Annotated in this window: 1 pseudogene; it reads right to left on the minus strand. The window is 45.1% G+C overall.

Going from position 1 to position 308, the window contains the following annotated elements:
- A pseudogene (locus C1G53_RS10355) lies at positions 1-308 on the minus strand (ribonuclease R); the annotation flags it as partial.

Raw genomic sequence — 308 nt, forward strand, 5'->3', positions numbered from 1 at the left:
GCAGTTTTCAGGCTATGTTCCAAAATATCAATGACTTCCGCTTCTGCGGCAGTTCCCTTGAGACGATCTGCAACCTTTTTAATTGCAATCTCAACTCTGTCACCTTCGATAGCAAAGTTAACATCGTCACGACTGACAAAGAGATCATCTTCCTCCTCGTCAATGGTCACAAAGCCAAAACCAGACTTGTGGGCACGAAAAATACCCTGTAAGGTCACCTTGTTCTTGGAGATTTTTGGAGCAGGAAGAGTAATCCGCCCAGCATTGTCAAAGACAAGTTGACGACTGCCTTCCATGCTAGAAACCAG

The organism is Streptococcus suis (genome assembly GCF_002960445.1).
Lineage (GTDB): Bacteria > Bacillota > Bacilli > Lactobacillales > Streptococcaceae > Streptococcus > Streptococcus hyiners.